The organism is Vibrio sp. JPW-9-11-11, assembly GCF_013369335.1.
Lineage (GTDB): Bacteria > Pseudomonadota > Gammaproteobacteria > Enterobacterales > Vibrionaceae > Vibrio.
The window spans coordinates 95,572-108,995 of sequence record NZ_SZQJ01000005.1; the positions used below are offsets into that span (position 1 = coordinate 95,572).

The following is a 13,424-nucleotide window of genomic DNA, read 5'->3' on the forward strand; positions in this document are numbered from 1 at the left end:
AGATGTGGGCCAATCAATAAATCGGCATAAGGACGGAGTGTATGGTTATTTTTAATAGCAGTCTGAATGACATCGCCAGTGCTTAAGTTACTGGCACTGGCGATGCTATGACTATTTTATATATCGCTCAATAAGGTGACGTTTAAAGTGCTCTGGATTTAATACGTCTCCCGTCGCTGACTTCACTAATTCATCGGTGGTCAATAGACTGCCTTTGCTCCAGATATTGTTCGATAACCAGTCAAAGATAGGGGTTAAGTCGCCTTTTTGAATCGCACCTTCGACGTCGACGGTCTGTTTCATCGACGCCATAAACTGTGCCGCGTACATGGCGCCAAGTGTGTAGCTCGGGAAGTAGCCAAAGGCGCCGTCAGTCCAGTGAATATCTTGCATACAGCCGTTTTTGAAATTGCCTTGAGTCGATAGCCCCAGGTATTGCTGCATTTTTTGATCCCACAGCTCCGGCACATCTGTGTGTTTGATATCGCCGTTGATGAGGTCGCGTTCGATTTCATAACGCAAAATGACGTGGGCTGGGTAAGTCAGTTCGTCGGCATCAACGCGAATAAAGTCTTTCTTTACTCGCGTGTAGAGTTTTTGGAAGTTGTGTTGTGACAACAGTTCAGCGCTGTGGTCATTAAAATGTTTGCTCGCTAAACGAGAAAGATGGGCAATAAAGGGCTCACTTCGGCCGACTTGCATCTCGAAAAACAGCGATTGTGATTCGTGAATACCCATCGAACGCGCCTCTCCTGAAGGCAAGCCCGCGAGACTCTTTGGTAAACCTTGCTCATAACGCGCGTGCCCCGTTTCGTGCACGATGCCCATTAGTGACTGGACGAATTCGTTTTCATCATAGCGGGTAGTGATACGCACATCACTTGGTACCCCCCCACAAAATGGGTGTACGCTCTCGTCTAAGCGTCCGTGTTCAAAATCAAACTGAAGGAGCTTCATCACTTCAAGGCCAAGCGCTTTTTGTCTACCGGTATCAAAGTGGCCTTTGGGTTCAAGGTAGTGCTCAGAGGCTTGTTTCTCAATCACTTGATCGATGAGATCCGGCAACCAAGTTTTTACATCGCCAAATGTGTTATCAAGAGAGGCCGAGCTGGTGCCCGGTTCATATAAGTCGAGCATCGCGTCGTAAGGGGTTGAGCCATTCACCTCTGCACGGATTTGCGCTTCTTCCTGAGAGAGCTTAACGACTTCGGCCCAGTTTTTCTCGAAACCTTGCCAATCGTTGTTGCCTCGTTGAGTACGCCAAGCGTGTTCACATTTCGAGCCGGCAAGAGACTTTGCTTGTACCAGAGATTCAGGAAGCACATTGGCTTGTTGCCACTGACGTTTTAGTTCGCGCAGGGTAGCGCGTTCGGTGGCGTCAAGTGATTCGTTATCTGCTTCAGCAAACCACTGTTCGAGCTGTGGTTGGGTTTGCAGAGAATGAATATGGACCGATAGTTCTGCCATTGCTTCGCTGCGTGCTTGATTGCCGCCTGCTGGCATGACTGCCGCTTGGTCCCAGCCGCAAATGGCCGCTAAGTGATGAAAATGAGAGATTTTTTGTGCGTGTGCTTTTAGTTTGTTGAATGCGCTCATAAGCCGCCTTCCGTGACTGTATAAAACGCCGAGTCTACCAACCTAAACAGGTAAGACCAAGTGGTCAGTTCGCGTTATTGGATTGAGTTATTGATGGCTTTCGCGCTAGAGGAGCACTGCTAAGGATTGACGCTGCGAAAGAAGTATGACAATAAAGAGAGACAATATATCAAAGGCAGAAAACCGTAGTGATAGAGAATTTTGAAGCATTTTTGATTGCGATTACGATTTTAACGTTAACGCCGGGGCTCGATACCGCACTGGTGCTGCGCAACTCATCTCGAGGTGGGTTCAGTGATGGTGCCACCACCAGTTTAGGAATATGTTTGGGCTTATTCGTACATGCAACGTTTTCGGCCATCGGCATTTCAGCCATCTTAGCGCAATCGGCGGAGCTGTTTAACGCGGTGAAAATGATCGGGGCGGCGTATTTGATTTGGCTCGGAATCACCACGCTGCGCAGTGTGTGGCAAGGCCGTTTAGGCAGCGTGAATGTTGAAGCGCAGCATCGACAACTGAAACTCACACGATCATTGCGCGAAGGGTTTCTTTCTAATGTGCTTAACCCCAAGACCGCGGTGTTCTATTTGGCGTTTCTACCTCAGTTTATCAATCCAGAAGGTTCTGCGTTATGGCAATCTTTCTTAATGGCTGCGATTCATTTCGTCATCGCGATGGTTTGGCAGTGTGGCTTAGCAGCGGTGCTAAACTCTGCGAAAAGCTTGCTGAAAAGTGCAAAGTTTATGTCTAGGATGGAAGCCACCACCGGAGCCGTTTTGGTTGGCCTAGGCGTTAAATTAATCATTGAATAAAAAACAGCGACTTAATTAAGTCGCTGTTTTTTTTATTCTTAGTTTTGCCACTGTGGCTGCTTGAAGCCATGGGCTGACGCGGCGAAATACTGTTTGGTTTCTTCAATCACCACACTTCTTAGCGCAATCAAACCGATAAGGTTTGGAATGGCCATCAAGCCGTTAACGATATCTGCAATTACCCAAATCATGTCTAAGTGTAGGAAAGCGCCCGATGCCACTAGACCAACAAAAATCAGTTTGTATGGCAGAACTGCTTTGGTACCCATGAGATAAACCACGCAGCGTTCACCGTAATAGTTCCAACCAAGAATCGTGGTAAAGGCGAAGAACATCAGACCAATCGATACCATCATTGGTCCTAAGGTGTCTGAGCTCAAACCCACAGCGAACGCATGAGTGGTCATCGCTGCGCCTGCAAAGTCACTTTGCCACGCTCCGGTTAGGATGAGCGCCAAACCCGTCATGGTACAGATGATGATGGTGTCAAAGAAGGTTCCGGTCATTGAGATAAGGCCTTGTTTGACACACGAGTCGGTTTTCGCTGCCGCGGCGGCCATCGGCGCACTGCCAAGACCTGATTCGTTTGAGAACACGCCACGCGCGATGCCTGATTGAATCGCTAACATGATGCTTGCGCCCAAGAAACCGCCGGTTGCTGCGGTTGACGTAAAGGCAGAAACCAGTACCAGTTCGACAGCAGCATACAGTTGATCGACATTCATGATGATCACGCTTAGGCAAGCGAGTACATAGAATAGTGCCATGGTCGGTACGACCTTACCGGCCACTTTCGCGATTGACTTGATACCGCCCAAGGTAACAAACGCAACCAAGAGGGTAAGCACAGTGGCCGAAATTTCACGCGATAGACCAAATGAAATCTCGCTAGCATCGAGAATCGCATTCACTTGCGGGAAGGTACCAATACCAAAGCAAGCCACACCGAGCGCGAAAATAGCGAACATCACTGCCAATGCTTTTGAACCCACGCCATATTGTAGGTAGTACATTGGACCACCGATCATTTGGCCTTTGGCGTCAACTTGGCGGTATTTGACGGCCAGTAAGCACTCGGCGTATTTGGTTGCCATACCGAAAAGTGCGGCTAGCCACATCCAGAATAGAGCACCTGGACCGCCTAATTTGATAGCAGTGGCCACCCCAACAATATTACCTGTACCTATCGTTGCTGAGAGGGCAGTACATAACGCGGCAAAGCTCGATACATCGCCTTGTTTATTTGAATCGCTCTTACTGAACACCATTTTGAGCGCGGTAGGGAGATGTCTAAACTGAAGTAAGCCTAAGCGAAAAGTGAAGTAGACACCGGTCCCGACCAACAGTATTAACAGTGGTGGTCCCCAGACAAAATTGTCGATAGTGACGAGTAGAGCGTGTAGGTTATCCATGAATTCCCCTTAATTGATAAAACTAAAATAAGGAGAAGAGGGAAAGGGCAGAGATCAGGGATCTCCGATGGCTATAGGCAGAAAAGCAATACAGCTGATTAAGTCTTTCCACTCCTCTGTCCTTTTGCCTGAGAGTTTCACTTTACATTGGTAAAGCTTGCTCCTTCGGCGACCGATCAAACGGTTCTCTCCAGAGGTTCCTCCAACAACAGTCCCCGCTACCTAGGTAGCACCTGAAAGATTTACTTCTTCGGTAGGTTATCTGGCCCAAATGTTAAAATTTGGTTAATAACCACTCTCCTGCAGTCTTCATCGGAACAATTGCTCAAAATTAGAGCAAAAGTTAGTTAATAGCCCTGGTGGCTATTAATGTGTGAACTCTATCATTATATGGGGCTAATTCAATAGAAAATTTGCCTGTTAGCGCAAAAAAATAGCGCCGTTTCGGCGCTATTTCTTAGGTGATAGCTGATTAGAAGTAGTTAGCGTCAACCAGTTCACTGGTTTGTACAGACTTCACTTCTTCTCGAGCTTCAAGCCAAGCGGTAACCTGCGCTTTCTGTTCCTCGGTAACATCGACATAGCGTTCGCTAGCACACAAGAAGCCTTCAAATAACTCAAGGCCGCCGCCGCCAAAGCAAAGGCCCAATGTGTCGATGTAATCAATGAAATCATCGACAAAGGTATCGTAGCGGTCAAAGTCGTCGATGTTTGTTTCGCAACTCAGTTCGAAACCCAACATGGCGAACTCTCCTAAAAAGAGTTTTTTCTGAATACGACGTTTTTTATTGTCTACTTTAAATGGTTTCATTTCGTTTTCTCTCTGTTGTTTCGCCGTTATTTAACCATGATGTGCCTCTATGCGCCAAACAAAACGCGCCAGTTAGCTCAGATAATGATGGCTTTTTGTTCGCGGAAGCCAATGACCGGGCAACAAGTAACCTTTTGATCCAATTAATTTAATAATCGTCGATAGTAAAACTACGCGCCTCTGACTATTCGTGCGTAAAATGGTATAAAGTAGTTAAGTATTACCAGCTAAGGAGAGTTTATGACTAGGTTGCTCGCCATTGTGTTTTTAGCGGCTATTGCATTTGTCTTGATCCGTTATCGCACGAGTGAAAAACTGCAAAAATATGTTGTCATCACGCTCATCTCTGGCTTCTTAATTTATACCGCAACATTAATGATTACCGAGTTGATGCGTTAACTTCAGGAGTGTTTAAGTGAACCAACAGACAAACAATCAAGACGACGAAGATGTTGTGGTGATTGAGGAGCGAGATAATAAAACGCTACTCTATATTGTCATCGCCGCAGTGCTTGGGGTGGCACTGGGTGGCTTGTTAGGCTCGACGTTAACCGCGAAACAATGGCAATCGACCTATTTGAACCTTGAGCAGCAGTATCAGTCCCTAGCGAAAGATAAAGAGCAATTGGTGGTCAAGGTTGAACAGAAGGTGGCGGAAGTTGACAATCAAGTCGAGCAAAAACTGCAACAAGCGATTGTCGACCAACAGGCGCAACATAACAGTGAAGTGCAAGGCCTACAGCAACAGTTGCAAGAGCTAGAAAAACTCAATTTGTCGCTTGAACAACAGCTTGATGAGCAGAAGCAGCAACTTGAATCGGTCAACTCACAAAATAACCGTTTAAATCGCCAAGCGGACATGCAGGCGACAATGTTCGAGCGATCTCGAGAGTTATTTCAGCAAGAGCTTAAAGTGAAACAACAGCTTGAAGCATTGGAGCAAGAGCGAGAAGAACTCGGGCCTAAAATTGCCAAGTTGAAAAAAGAGTGTGATCTCTACTTAGAAGGGACCTCTTGGGAGGCGAAATCAGACTCTTGTGACAAGCAAGATGAGGCTTCGTCGCGTTTAAGCCAAGTTGAACAGATGATTCGCGTACATCAGCTTGATTTAAAACAGATTGATGCGCTATCTCAAGAACTAGGGCTTTGAGTTTTAGCTCTACGATGGTAAAACGCCTCACCTGTGAGGCGTTTTTTTTGTCGGTATAGAGCGGGCAAAACGGTACAGAAACAGGACAAAGCGAAATTTTGCGCTACTGTTTATAGTAATAAACGGGGAAGCAAGGTTGGCCATGCAACTGTTTAAAGTATCGCAAGGAATGCAAGTGATTGCCTATATTGCCTACCTATTGGCGGTGGGGGTGATGACTTATGCTTTGGTGGAACAGACGCACCCATGGCAGCTGAGTTACTACTTCTTTCCTCTCCTGTTGCTGCTTGCCCTCTACTTAACGAACCGCTCGCTCAAGCATGTGTTTGCTTTCGCCGCGCTGTCGCTTTTTATGCTCGGTGGATTAATTCAGCCGTTTCAACTCGACGCGGTGAGAGTGTGTCTATTTCTGCTACCTTTGTGCTATATCGTATTGTTCCCCGGCTCCCTATGGCCCATCGCGGTGTGCGCCGCGCTGATTAATGTTCTGCTATACCAGCTACCCGTTACCGATTTCAAGCTGTTTGTTTCTACCTCAATTGAAGTGACGGCGTTGACCGTTTTCTCGACCCTAATGACCTATTTTTATGTCAAAACTCGTCAACAGGCCGAGATGTTCAAAACCGAGAGCCAAACGGACTTTCTGACCAAACTGCCCAACATCAATGCTTTTATGGAAGATGTAGAACGAGTCAATCAAAACAACGCCAGCGGTTTTGCGCTGATCTATATCGGTCTTGAGGGCTTTAAGAGTGTTAATGACCGATTGGGCTATCGCTATGGTGATGATCTACTCATTGAGTTTTCAAAATACGTGAAAGATATCGTCGCACAAAATGGCAAAGTGTATCGCTTTGGCGGCGATGAGTTTGTCGCGTTAATTGAACATAAGGAACTGGCTAGAAAGCTTAATCAAGTGGTGGACGAGCTTACCCAGTTCAAAAGAGTGATGTTTAAGGTGGATAACACTTCGCACCGTCTTTCCTATTGTGTGGGTGTCGCGTTAGCCAAGGATGCGCAAGGCAATCATGATGTGTGGGCGAAAAATGCGGATTTTGCGCTGTTTAAAGCGCGCTCAGAGGGAGCAGGGTCGGTCTGTTGGTTTGATGACGAGCTACTGAGTGAAACGATTCGTCAACATCAAATTGAAACCGAGATTAAGTCTGCGCTGCTGAGTAAGCAGTTCGTGTTGCTGTTTCAACCCAAAGTTTCGATTGATAGTGCGAGTGTCGTTGGCGCAGAAGCGTTGCTGCGCTGGAATCACCCCTACTTAGGCCCGATCTCTCCCGCAGAGTTTATCCCCATTGCCGAAAAAACCACTCAGATTGTGCCTGTAGGGCATTGGATTATCTTTGAAGCGTGCCGCCAAGCTAAGCAATATAGCGATCAGGGAATGGCGATATGCGTCGCGGTGAATGTTTCGACGGTGCAGTTCGCCCATTGTGACTTGTTTGAAGTGGTGTGTAAGGCATTAAAAGAGACAGAGCTGCCTTCTCATTTGCTACAAATGGAAATCACCGAATCGGCGTTGATGAGTGACCCCGAACACATTACTGATATCTGTCGTCAATTGCGAGCCATCGGGGTGTCGATTGCAATTGATGACTTTGGGGTTGAGTATTCGAGTTTGAAATACCTCAAACAGTTGCCAGTTGATATCATCAAGATTGATAAGTGTTTTATCGATGGTTGCGCGACCAATCACTCCGATCGTGTGTTACTTCGTACCATTATTCAGATGGGGCACAGTTTAGGTATCAAACTGGTGGCTGAAGGGGTTGAGCATCAAACACAACTAGACGTGCTTCGCGAAGAGCAATGTGATCAGTACCAAGGCTATCTGTTTTCTCACCCGCTGACCCACGATGAGTTTGCTTCCATGATGCGAGAAGAGCGACGAGAAGAGAAACGAGTTAAGCTAGTGAAAGAGTAAAGAGCCGCCACTTACTCGCGACTCTCATTTTTAGTGGATGCGAGACTTTTAATGGGTTAAGTAGTGCTCAACAAAGCGAGTGATATCCACCATGTCCTCAATAGCAATGTGCTCTTCGGTCGTGTGAACTTTTGCCATGCCTGTAGAAACATTCACGGTCGTCAGCCCTTTTGCGTTAAAGTTATTGGCATCACTTCCTCCTCCGGTCCCTTTGGTGTAGGGCTCGGCGCCAATCGCTTTAAAGGAGTGTTTGATTTGCTCAATGTGCGGGTGTTCGTCCGCGATAACAAACGCGTTGTACGCTCGGGTGGATTCAATTTCGACGGATGCGCCATGTTTGTCCGCTGCCGCTTGGAACGTGTTGATCATATGATCCACTTGTCGAGTCAGCTTATCATCATCCAACGAACGCGCCTCTGCGACTACTTTGAGAGTCGGCATCACAATATTGGTGGCATTGCCGCCTTGAATAATGCCGATGTTGGCCGTGGTCTCTGAATCAATACGTAGAAGTTTCATCTGGCTAATCGCGTCTGCCGCGACTTGAATCGCACTAATCCCTTCTTCAGGCGCAAGGCCTGCATGGGCGGGTCGACCGATGTAATTGGCAATGATCTTCTGCTGACCTGGCGCGGCGTTAACGATAGTGCCAATCGGGCCGCCAGTATCAAGCACAATGGCTTTATCAGATTGAATGTAGTTCATGTCGAAATGTTGTGAACCAAACAGGCCACCTTCTTCATGGACCGTGAAGGCGATTTCGATAGTTTTGTGCGCCATTTGTTGCTCTTGAATCGAGCGTATGGCTTCAAAGATAGCGGCAATGCCAGATTTATCATCACCGCCTAAGATTGTTGCCCCTTTTGAACGAATGATGCCATCCTCGATGATAGGTTCAATACCGATGCCAGGCGTCACCGTATCCATGTGGCAGCTAAGCACCACGCTATCAGGTAACTGTCCTTCGAGTTTGGCGTATAAGTTGAAACCATTTGAGACATGGTCAGGTACGGGCAGTTTATGAACACAAAAGCCCAGCTCGCCAAGTTGCTCTGCCAGCAGCTCGCCGATTTGCTTTTCATTACACGATTCACTGTCAATTTTGACTAAATCGCAAAAGTGGTTGACGAGACGATCACGGTTGATGGTTGTCATTGTTCTACCTCATTTAGGAACAGAGGGCCTTACCTTAGCGCTCTGTGTTCCATCTCGGTCTGAGCTAAATCAATCTATCTCGCCTTTGGCGTCAGATTTGTTGCCCCTGTGGGCAGAATGCCATCGGCGGAGTAAAAAGAAGTCATATCCAAACGTGTCATGTAGCTAAATGAGATGAAATGTAAAGTTTATGTTACTTTCAGCTGTGATTTTAAGATTTTGATATTATTCGATTAATTTATTTTCGGCATGGCTGGTTTACACTTTTTGATTACATTGTGTTAACGATAAATTAAACGGGCGAGGTTCATTTTTATTCTCACTTAAGCCAAGTTATTGAGAGTAACACGGCAGTGATATCAATAATGAGGGAACAAAAATGAACGAAGTGTACAACCCACTTGGTACGGATGGCTTTGAGTTTGTCGAATACACGGCAGCCGATGAGAAGGGCATTCAAGATCTTAAACAGCTATTTAGCTCTCTTGGGTTTGCTGAAGTCGCCAAACATCGTTCAAAAGAGGCGTGGCTATACCGTCAGGGTGACGTCAACTTTATTGTTAACGCGCAGCCACATAGCCAAGCGCATGAATTTGCGAAGATTCATGGCCCTTCGGTGTGTGGTATGGCTTTTCGCGTTGCGGACTCTGCCAAAGCAATGGAGCACGCGATCGCGCATGGTGGTGAACAGTATGTGACGCAAATTGGCCCAATGGAGCTGAGTATCCCCGCCATCTATGGGATTGGCGAAAGCTTGTTGTATTTCGTCGACCGCTATCAAGACGGTAGCATCTATGAAGTTGATTTTCGTTTTTATCCCGATGCCAAAGAGCGACTAGAAAAGATGGATGTCGGCTTGTATGAAATTGACCATCTCACTCACAACGTACGCCAAGGCAATATGGACGTTTGGTCGGGTTTTTATGAGCGTATTGGTAACTTCAAAGAGATTCGTTATTTTGACATCGAAGGTAAGCTAACCGGGCTTGTTAGCCGAGCGATGACGGCACCGTGTGGCAAAATCCGCATTCCAATCAATGAGTCGTCAGACGATAAGTCACAGATTGAAGAGTTTATTCGTGAGTACAACGGTGAGGGCATCCAGCATATCGCGTTAACCACTGACGATATTTACACCACTGTTCAAACCCTTCGCGACCGCGGCATGGACTTTATGCCAACCCCGGATACCTATTACGAGAAGGTCGATAGTCGAGTAGAAGGGCATAGCGAAGATGTCGATAAGTTGCGTGACCTGCAAATACTGATCGACGGCGCGCCAATGAAAGACGGCATCCTACTGCAAATCTTTACTCAAACGGTGATCGGCCCTGTGTTCTTTGAAATCATTCAGCGCAAAGGCAACGAAGGGTTTGGTGAGGGTAACTTCAAAGCGCTGTTCGAATCGATAGAAGAAGACCAAATTCGTCGCGGAGTACTCGACAATGCATAAGTGGATTACATTCCCTCACCGGGAGGGAGTGTGCTCCAAGCAGGCGCACGCCGACTTTCCCGAAGAGGCAATTTATGAGCGTGAAGCGGGACGCAGCGGCTTTTTTGGTCCGGCGTCTCACTTTCATCATCAACATGCTCCGACAGGCTGGAGTGAGTGGCAAGGCGAGCTCAAACCGCGCGCCTTTAACTTCAATCTCGTTGAGCAAGCCGCGCAGACCTCACCTTGGTTGGTACCGCATTTGCTGCATAACGCCAACTGTAAAGTTCGGGTGTGGAAACTGGACAGCGCAATGGAGCACTTAGTACGTAACGCCGATGGCGATGAACTGCTATTTATTCACCAGGGTAAAGCCGATCTCTACTGCGATTATGGGCACCTAGAAGTGGTCGAAGGGGATTATGTGATGATCCCGCGCTCGACCAATTGGCGTTTAGAGCCTGCCGAGCCCATGTTTGTGTTGATGATAGAAAACACAGACGCAGCGTACACCTTGCCCGAGAAAGGCATGGTCGGCAATCACGCCGTCTTTGATCCAGCTGTTTTGGATGTGCCTAGTATTGATCAAGCGTTTAAAGAACAGTACAGCGAGCAGGTAACCCAAGTTCACATTAAGCGTCATGAACAGGTAAGTGTGGTCACATACCCATTCAATCCACTCGATGCGATTGGATGGCATGGTGATTTGTCGGTAGTACGGGTCAATTGGCGTGATATCAGGCCTTTGATGTCACATCGCTATCACCTTCCTCCTTCAGCGCACACCACGTTTGTTGGTCAGGGGTTTGTGGTCTGTACCTTTGTACCTCGCCCGATTGAGAGCGATCCTGGCGCATTGAAAGTGCCGTTTTATCACAACAACGACGATTACGATGAGGTGCTGTTTTACCACGCTGGCGACTTTTTCAGTCGTGACAACATTGAAGCGGGTATGGTGACTTTCCACCCTGCAGGCTTTACTCATGGCCCGCACCCGAAAGCGTTTAAGGCAGGGCAAGAGTACAAGAAGAAGTTCACCGATGAAGTGGCGGTGATGATTGATACTCGTCACGCACTGCAGTTCAGCGAGCACGCACAGCAGGTCGAAAATCCTCAGTACGTTTACAGTTGGCAACAAAAATAACAAGGGATCTTATATGAAGTTAGCTACCCTAAAAAACAACAGTCGCGATGGCCTGCTGGTCGTCGTTAGCAAAGATCTAAGCAAATGTGTGGCGGTGCCCGAAATCGCACAAACCATGCAGCACGCACTCGACAATTGGTCTGATGTCGAGCCACAACTGCATGAAATCTCAGTGGCGCTCAACAGTGGTGAACTGACCAACGAAATGGCGTTTAATGCTCAAAGCTGTGAATCGCCCCTGCCGCGCGCCTACCAATGGGCGGATGGGTCGGCCTACGTCAATCACGTTGAACTAGTGCGTAAAGCGCGCGGTGCTGAAATGCCACCGAGCTTTTGGACAGATCCTTTGATGTACCAAGGCGGTTCTGACGCATTTATTGGTCCTTGTGACGACATCCCTGTCTTTAGTGAAGAGTGGGGAATTGACTTTGAAGGTGAGGTAGCCGTGGTCACTGGCGATGTGCCTATGGGCGCATCTGAAACTGACGCGGCAAAAGCGATTCGCTTGGTGATGTTAGTTAATGACGTATCACTGCGCGGCTTAATTCCTAATGAGCTTGCAAAAGGGTTTGGTTTCTTCCAATCTAAGCCTTCATCGGTATTCTCTCCGGTCGCGGTCACGCCTGATGAGCTGGGTGATGATTGGGATGGCGGCAAACTGAATTTGCCTTTGCTAAGTCAATACAACGGTAAGCCATTCGGTTGCCCCAATGCCGGTGTTGATATGACGTTTGAGTTTCCACAATTGGTCGCCCATGCTGCCAAAACTAGACCGCTATCGGCTGGTGCTATCATTGGCTCAGGTACGGTATCAAACAAACAAGGGACTGATTACGGTACCGCGATTTCAGAAGGGGGAGTCGGCTACTCCTGCATCGCTGAAGTGCGTATGATTGAAACGATTCGTGATGGCAAACCTTCAACCAGCTTTATGAAATTTGGCGATCGTATTCGTATCGAAATGAAAGATGCGGATGGGCACTCTATTTTCGGAGCGATTGATCAGCAAGTGGTGAAGTATGCCTAATCGCGTACTTTACGGTTATTGGCGCTCGTCTGCGGCTTATCGAGTCCGCATTGCGCTCAATCTCAAAGGATTGGAATACCAGCAGCGCAGTGTTCACCTAGTCAAGGCCGGCGGGGAACAGCACTCGAGCGCTTTTCGCCAACTGAACCCGAACCAGTTGGTGCCAGTATTCGTTGACGACGAGGTGACGCTGAACCAGTCGCTGACGATCATTGATTATCTTGATGAGACGTACCCTGAAGTACTGCTTACCCCATCAGATAAAGAGCAGCGTTATCTGGTTAAAGCGCTGGCGCAAGATATTGCAATCGATATCCATCCTCTCAATAACCTAAGGGTATTGCAGTATCTCTCAAATCAACTGAAGGTCGAAGACTCGGAAAAAACGCGCTGGTACTTGCATTGGGTAGAGTGTGGATTCGAGGCTTTAGAACAGCGTTTAAGCCAAACACATGGCCAGTATTGTGTGGGCGACCACGTGACCTTAGCCGATGTGTGTTTGGTCCCGCAGGTGTACAACGCACGGCGTTTTAATCTTGATATGTCGCGTTATCCGATTATTGAAAAAGTGACAGCGTCGCTCAATCGACTGGACGCTTTTCAGGTAGCATCGCCAGATAGCCAGCCTGATACAGAGCACTAGCCACTGATATGTAAAAAGCCACCTATTTGGTGGCTTTTTTCATTTTTATTGCTCGAACAGAGCGAGTTAACGCAGTGAGCTTACTTGGCGCTCTCTGTGCTGCAACTCAGCAATGTTAAATTGGCGTACATCCAGTGTCGCCAGGTCGTTACACTCTTTACACGAGTGGTGGCTCATGCCATCGACGTAGTCATGTTTGGTTAGCATACTTGGTTTTTTACACCAATCGCATACCCCTTCAATGGTAAACATAGTGATCTCCCCACCTTTATTGCTTAGGTGTTATTGTCGCGCGGCATTATGACATGA

General features: G+C 47.5%; 13 protein-coding genes and 1 riboswitch. Of the genes, 8 read left to right on the forward strand and 5 right to left on the reverse strand.

Features of this window, described 5'->3' with window-relative positions; all coding sequences use genetic code 11:
* Nucleotides 1–111: 111 nt before the first annotated feature.
* Nucleotides 112–1,596, reverse strand: a complete 1,485-nt coding sequence (locus FCU94_RS06335; protein WP_176287702.1) for a carboxypeptidase M32 — start codon at nucleotides 1,594–1,596, stop codon at nucleotides 112–114.
* A gap of 188 nt (nucleotides 1,597–1,784) precedes the next feature.
* Between FCU94_RS06335 and FCU94_RS06340 the strand changes: the two genes are divergently transcribed.
* Nucleotides 1,785–2,408 carry a LysE family translocator gene (locus FCU94_RS06340; RefSeq protein WP_176287703.1) on the forward strand — a complete coding sequence of 208 codons (624 nt, stop codon included), beginning with the start codon at nucleotides 1,785–1,787 and terminating at the stop codon, nucleotides 2,406–2,408.
* A gap of 38 nt (nucleotides 2,409–2,446) precedes the next feature.
* On the opposite strand, the gene FCU94_RS06345 is transcribed toward FCU94_RS06340, so the two are convergent.
* Both FCU94_RS06345 and FCU94_RS06350 read right to left on the reverse strand, forming a co-directional pair.
* Nucleotides 2,447–3,820 (reverse strand): alanine/glycine:cation symporter family protein, encoded by a 1,374-nt coding sequence (locus FCU94_RS06345; RefSeq protein WP_176287704.1) that lies wholly within the window; start codon nucleotides 3,818–3,820, stop codon nucleotides 2,447–2,449.
* 106 nt (nucleotides 3,821–3,926) lie between these two features.
* Nucleotides 3,927–4,024, reverse strand: a riboswitch (glycine riboswitch).
* Nucleotides 4,025–4,292: 268 nt separating this feature from the next.
* The gene (locus tag FCU94_RS06350; RefSeq protein ID WP_176287705.1) at nucleotides 4,293–4,631 is read right to left on the reverse strand and encodes a 50S ribosome-binding protein YggL; all 339 of its coding nucleotides are present in this window, start codon (nucleotides 4,629–4,631) and stop codon (nucleotides 4,293–4,295) included.
* A 240-nt stretch (nucleotides 4,632–4,871) separates the two neighbouring features.
* On the opposite strand from FCU94_RS06350, the gene FCU94_RS06355 reads away from it, so the two are divergent.
* The 3 genes from FCU94_RS06355 to FCU94_RS06365 all read left to right on the forward strand — a co-directional run bounded on the left by FCU94_RS06355 (nucleotide 4,872) and on the right by FCU94_RS06365 (nucleotide 7,714).
* Nucleotides 4,872–5,030: a hypothetical protein gene (locus tag FCU94_RS06355; protein WP_176287706.1), complete on the forward strand. Its 159-nt coding sequence runs from the start codon at nucleotides 4,872–4,874 to the stop codon at nucleotides 5,028–5,030.
* Nucleotides 5,031–5,046: 16 nt separating this feature from the next.
* Nucleotides 5,047–5,781: a chromosome partitioning protein ParA gene (locus FCU94_RS06360; RefSeq protein ID WP_176287707.1), complete on the forward strand. Its 735-nt coding sequence runs from the start codon at nucleotides 5,047–5,049 to the stop codon at nucleotides 5,779–5,781.
* A 142-nt stretch (nucleotides 5,782–5,923) separates the two neighbouring features.
* Nucleotides 5,924–7,714: a putative bifunctional diguanylate cyclase/phosphodiesterase gene (locus tag FCU94_RS06365; protein ID WP_176287708.1), complete on the forward strand. Its 1,791-nt coding sequence runs from the start codon at nucleotides 5,924–5,926 to the stop codon at nucleotides 7,712–7,714.
* A 48-nt stretch (nucleotides 7,715–7,762) separates the two neighbouring features.
* On the opposite strand, the gene FCU94_RS06370 is transcribed toward FCU94_RS06365, so the two are convergent.
* On the reverse strand, nucleotides 7,763–8,869 hold the full coding sequence (locus tag FCU94_RS06370; protein ID WP_176287709.1) for a M20/M25/M40 family metallo-hydrolase: 1,107 nt from the start codon (nucleotides 8,867–8,869) through the stop codon (nucleotides 7,763–7,765).
* Nucleotides 8,870–9,248: 379 nt separating this feature from the next.
* Between FCU94_RS06370 and hppD the strand changes: the two genes are divergently transcribed.
* The 4 genes from hppD to maiA are packed head-to-tail and all read left to right on the forward strand — an operon-like array spanning nucleotide 9,249 to nucleotide 13,115.
* Nucleotides 9,249–10,322, forward strand: a complete 1,074-nt coding sequence (gene hppD / locus FCU94_RS06375) for a 4-hydroxyphenylpyruvate dioxygenase (protein ID WP_176287710.1) — start codon at nucleotides 9,249–9,251, stop codon at nucleotides 10,320–10,322.
* The gene (locus FCU94_RS06380; RefSeq protein ID WP_176287711.1) at nucleotides 10,315–11,445 is read left to right on the forward strand and encodes a homogentisate 1,2-dioxygenase; all 1,131 of its coding nucleotides are present in this window, start codon (nucleotides 10,315–10,317) and stop codon (nucleotides 11,443–11,445) included. The genes hppD and FCU94_RS06380 overlap by 8 nt, the downstream gene beginning before the upstream one ends.
* 13 nt (nucleotides 11,446–11,458) lie before the next feature.
* On the forward strand, nucleotides 11,459–12,472 hold the full coding sequence (locus FCU94_RS06385; RefSeq protein ID WP_176287712.1) for a fumarylacetoacetate hydrolase family protein: 1,014 nt from the start codon (nucleotides 11,459–11,461) through the stop codon (nucleotides 12,470–12,472).
* Nucleotides 12,465–13,115, forward strand: a complete 651-nt coding sequence (maiA, locus tag FCU94_RS06390; RefSeq protein ID WP_176287713.1) for a maleylacetoacetate isomerase — start codon at nucleotides 12,465–12,467, stop codon at nucleotides 13,113–13,115. Before FCU94_RS06385 ends, maiA begins: the two co-directional genes overlap by 8 nt.
* Before the next feature lie 66 nt (nucleotides 13,116–13,181).
* Here the strand turns inward: maiA and FCU94_RS06395 are convergent, their stop codons facing one another.
* Nucleotides 13,182–13,367: a hypothetical protein gene (locus FCU94_RS06395; RefSeq protein ID WP_176287714.1), complete on the reverse strand. Its 186-nt coding sequence runs from the start codon at nucleotides 13,365–13,367 to the stop codon at nucleotides 13,182–13,184.
* Nucleotides 13,368–13,424: the final 57 nt, after the last annotated feature.

Bases quoted from the DNA above. Each gene is read 5' to 3' on its own strand.
- FCU94_RS06335 (WP_176287702.1), bottom strand. From the start codon at position 1,596: ATGAGCGCATTCAACAAACTAAAAGCACACGCACAAAAAATCTCTCAT.
- FCU94_RS06345 (WP_176287704.1), bottom strand. From the start codon at position 3,820: ATGGATAACCTACACGCTCTACTCGTCACTATCGACAATTTTGTCTGG.
- FCU94_RS06350 (WP_176287705.1), bottom strand. From the start codon at position 4,631: ATGAAACCATTTAAAGTAGACAATAAAAAACGTCGTATTCAGAAAAAA.
- FCU94_RS06355 (WP_176287706.1), top strand. From the start codon at position 4,872: ATGACTAGGTTGCTCGCCATTGTGTTTTTAGCGGCTATTGCATTTGTC.
- FCU94_RS06365 (WP_176287708.1), top strand. From the start codon at position 5,924: ATGCAACTGTTTAAAGTATCGCAAGGAATGCAAGTGATTGCCTATATT.
- FCU94_RS06370 (WP_176287709.1), bottom strand. From the start codon at position 8,869: ATGACAACCATCAACCGTGATCGTCTCGTCAACCACTTTTGCGATTTA.
- hppD (WP_176287710.1), top strand. From the start codon at position 9,249: ATGAACGAAGTGTACAACCCACTTGGTACGGATGGCTTTGAGTTTGTC.
- FCU94_RS06380 (WP_176287711.1), top strand. From the start codon at position 10,315: ATGCATAAGTGGATTACATTCCCTCACCGGGAGGGAGTGTGCTCCAAG.
- FCU94_RS06385 (WP_176287712.1), top strand. From the start codon at position 11,459: ATGAAGTTAGCTACCCTAAAAAACAACAGTCGCGATGGCCTGCTGGTC.
- maiA (WP_176287713.1), top strand. From the start codon at position 12,465: ATGCCTAATCGCGTACTTTACGGTTATTGGCGCTCGTCTGCGGCTTAT.
- FCU94_RS06395 (WP_176287714.1), bottom strand. From the start codon at position 13,367: ATGTTTACCATTGAAGGGGTATGCGATTGGTGTAAAAAACCAAGTATG.